Raw genomic sequence first — 2,296 nt, forward strand, 5'->3', positions numbered from 1 at the left:
AGTCCGCGCCCCATCCTCTCCCCCCCCCCCGCTTCTCGTGATCTTCACTGCTGCTGTGGAGCTAAGGAGAATTGAACTCCTGACCTCCTGCATGCCATGCAGGCGCTCTACCAACTGAGCTATAGCCCCTTGCGTTCCACCGCCCCGGGGTTTCCCCCTCGGCGGCATGGCCAACATTAACGGTCCCTGCGCCCCACCACCAAATCCGTTCCGGCGGGGGCCCGACCGGCTACGGTCCGGTGCCGATCACCCCTCGGCCGGGCGCTCGACCACGCTCCCGGCCGGGCTCCGGCACGGCTCCGGCCGGTGCGGGTAGGCGGTCAGGCGGTCGCGAAGGAGTAGAAGCGCTTGAGCGTGCAGTGCTCCTCCAGGAGGCGTCCGTAGATCGGTTCGCCCTCCAACTCGCGGTAGGTCTCGATGGGGTCGCCTTTTATGATCAGCGCCCGCGCGCACTCCTCGCACCAGTACTGGTACTCGGGGTTGAGCGGGTCCATGTCCCGTACGATCGGCGTACCGCTGCCGCACCAGTCGCATTTACGCCTGTGCGCACCCATCAATCAGCTCCAGATGTGGCCACAGCGGGCCGTGCACACGTAGGGATGTCCGCGATGACCAGCGAGCGCGCGGGCCGGCGCGGACGGATCGCCCGAGGGACAGCCGACACTGCTGGCGGACATCGCGCTCTCCCTCCCGGTCCGGTCCCTGGCCCCCATCCGGTCGTCCGATTCTGCCACGCCGGGGCCTGCTGGTCAGCCTGAAATAGCGTCCGTACAGCAGAAATCCCGCCCCCCAGCAGGGGACGGGATCCGGTTCGTGACGCTGATTGTGGAGCTAAGGAGAATTGAACTCCTGACCTCCTGCATGCCATGCAGGCGCTCTACCAACTGAGCTATAGCCCCTCGTGTTCCCCGCGCCGTGCGCTGCGAACAAGAAGAACTTTAGCCTGCGACCTGCCGGAAAGCGAAATCCGGTGGCTCCGCCGGCGAACACCCGGCCGCCGGAAGCTCAGTCGTCGTCACCGAGGACCGGCTCAGGGAGGGTGCCCGCGTTGTGCTCCAGGAGCCGCCAGCCGCGCGCGCCCTCGCCGAGGACGGACCAGCAGCAGTTGGAGAGCCCGCCGAGCCCTTCCCAGTGGTGCGACTCCAGCCCCAGCAGCCGGCCGATGGTGGTACGGATCGTCCCGCCGTGGCTGACCACGACCAGGGTGCCGCCGTCGGGCAGCTTCCCGGCATGGCGGAGCACCACGGGCGCGGCGCGGTCGGCGACCTCGGTCTCCAGCTCGCCCCCGCCGCGCCGTACGGGCTCGCCGCGCTTCCAGGCCGCGTACTGGTCGCCGAACCGTCCGACGATCTCCTCGTGGGTCAGCCCCTGCCAGGAGCCCGCGTACGTCTCGCGGAGCGCGGCGTCGTGCGCCACGTCGAGACCGGTGACGGCGGTCAGCTCACGGGCCGTGGCGACGGCCCGTCGCAGGTCGGAGGCGATGATCGCGGCCGGCTTCAGGGAGGCGAGCAGCCGGGCGGCCCTGCGGGCCTGTCCGACGCCCTCCTCGGTCAGCTCGATGTCCGTGGAGCCCTGGAAGCGGCGTTCCAGGTTCCAGGCGGTCTGGCCGTGCCGCCACAGGACGATCCGGCGGCCCCGGCCGCTCCGGGAGCCGTTCAGCTCAGCTCACCGTCCGGGCCACCGGCGCTGCCGGTGTGCTCGCCCGCCGTCTCGGCGTGCTCCTTGCCCTTGCCGCGCGTCTTGACGGCGTCCTCGGGCAGCGCCAGCTCGGGGCAGTCCTTCCAGAGCCGCTCCAGCGCGTAGAAGACGCGCTCCTCGCTGTGCTGGACGTGGATGACGATGTCGACGTAGTCGAGGAGGATCCAGCGCGCGTCCCGGTCGCCCTCGCGGCGCACCGGCTTGGCGCCCAGCTCCTTCTGAAGGCGCTCCTCGATCTCGTCGACGATCGACTTCACCTGGCGGTCGTTGGGCGCCGAGGCGAGCAGGAAGGCGTCGGTGATGGACAGCACATCGCTCACGTCGTACGCGATGATGTCGTGCGCGAGCCGGTCCGCGGCCGCCTGGGCGGCGGCGTTGACGAGCTCGATGGAACGATCAGTAGCGGTCACTGGCAGGCTTTCGTCGGGGGTCGTGGAGATGCCCAGGATCTCACGGACCACCGACAGTCGGCACAGCCGTGGGGGGGCGGGCGCCCCGCGCCCCCGGGGCGGCGCGGGGCGGCGCCCGCCCAAACCCCATGATGGGTGTTGGGATAAAAAAAACAAAGCTGCGCCGCCTATGTTGGTGTTGTAGTGAG

Annotated in this window: 3 protein-coding genes and 2 tRNA genes; all 5 read right to left on the reverse strand. The window is 69.7% G+C overall.

Annotated elements, in window-relative coordinates:
• Positions 1-56: 56 nt before the first annotated feature.
• The 5 genes from ACFXPK_RS32770 to rsfS all read right to left on the reverse strand — a co-directional run bounded on the left by ACFXPK_RS32770 (position 57) and on the right by rsfS (position 2,108).
• Positions 57-129, reverse strand: a tRNA-Ala gene (locus ACFXPK_RS32770).
• Positions 130-320: 191 nt separating this feature from the next.
• The gene (locus ACFXPK_RS32775) at positions 321-554 is read right to left on the reverse strand and encodes a hypothetical protein (RefSeq protein ID WP_329827141.1); all 234 of its coding nucleotides are present in this window, start codon (positions 552-554) and stop codon (positions 321-323) included.
• A gap of 272 nt (positions 555-826) precedes the next feature.
• A tRNA-Ala gene (locus ACFXPK_RS32780) sits at positions 827-899 on the reverse strand.
• A gap of 106 nt (positions 900-1,005) precedes the next feature.
• Entirely contained in the window at positions 1,006-1,659 is a 654-nt protein-coding gene (locus tag ACFXPK_RS32785) for a histidine phosphatase family protein (RefSeq protein WP_385000069.1), read from the reverse strand.
• Entirely contained in the window at positions 1,656-2,108 is a 453-nt protein-coding gene (gene rsfS / locus ACFXPK_RS32790; RefSeq protein WP_385080801.1) for a ribosome silencing factor, read from the reverse strand. Before rsfS ends, ACFXPK_RS32785 begins: the two co-directional genes overlap by 4 nt.
• Positions 2,109-2,296 lie beyond the last annotated feature (188 nt).

The organism is Streptomyces sp. NPDC059142 (assembly GCF_042755665.1).
In the GTDB taxonomy this organism is placed as follows: domain Bacteria; phylum Actinomycetota; class Actinomycetes; order Streptomycetales; family Streptomycetaceae; genus Streptomyces.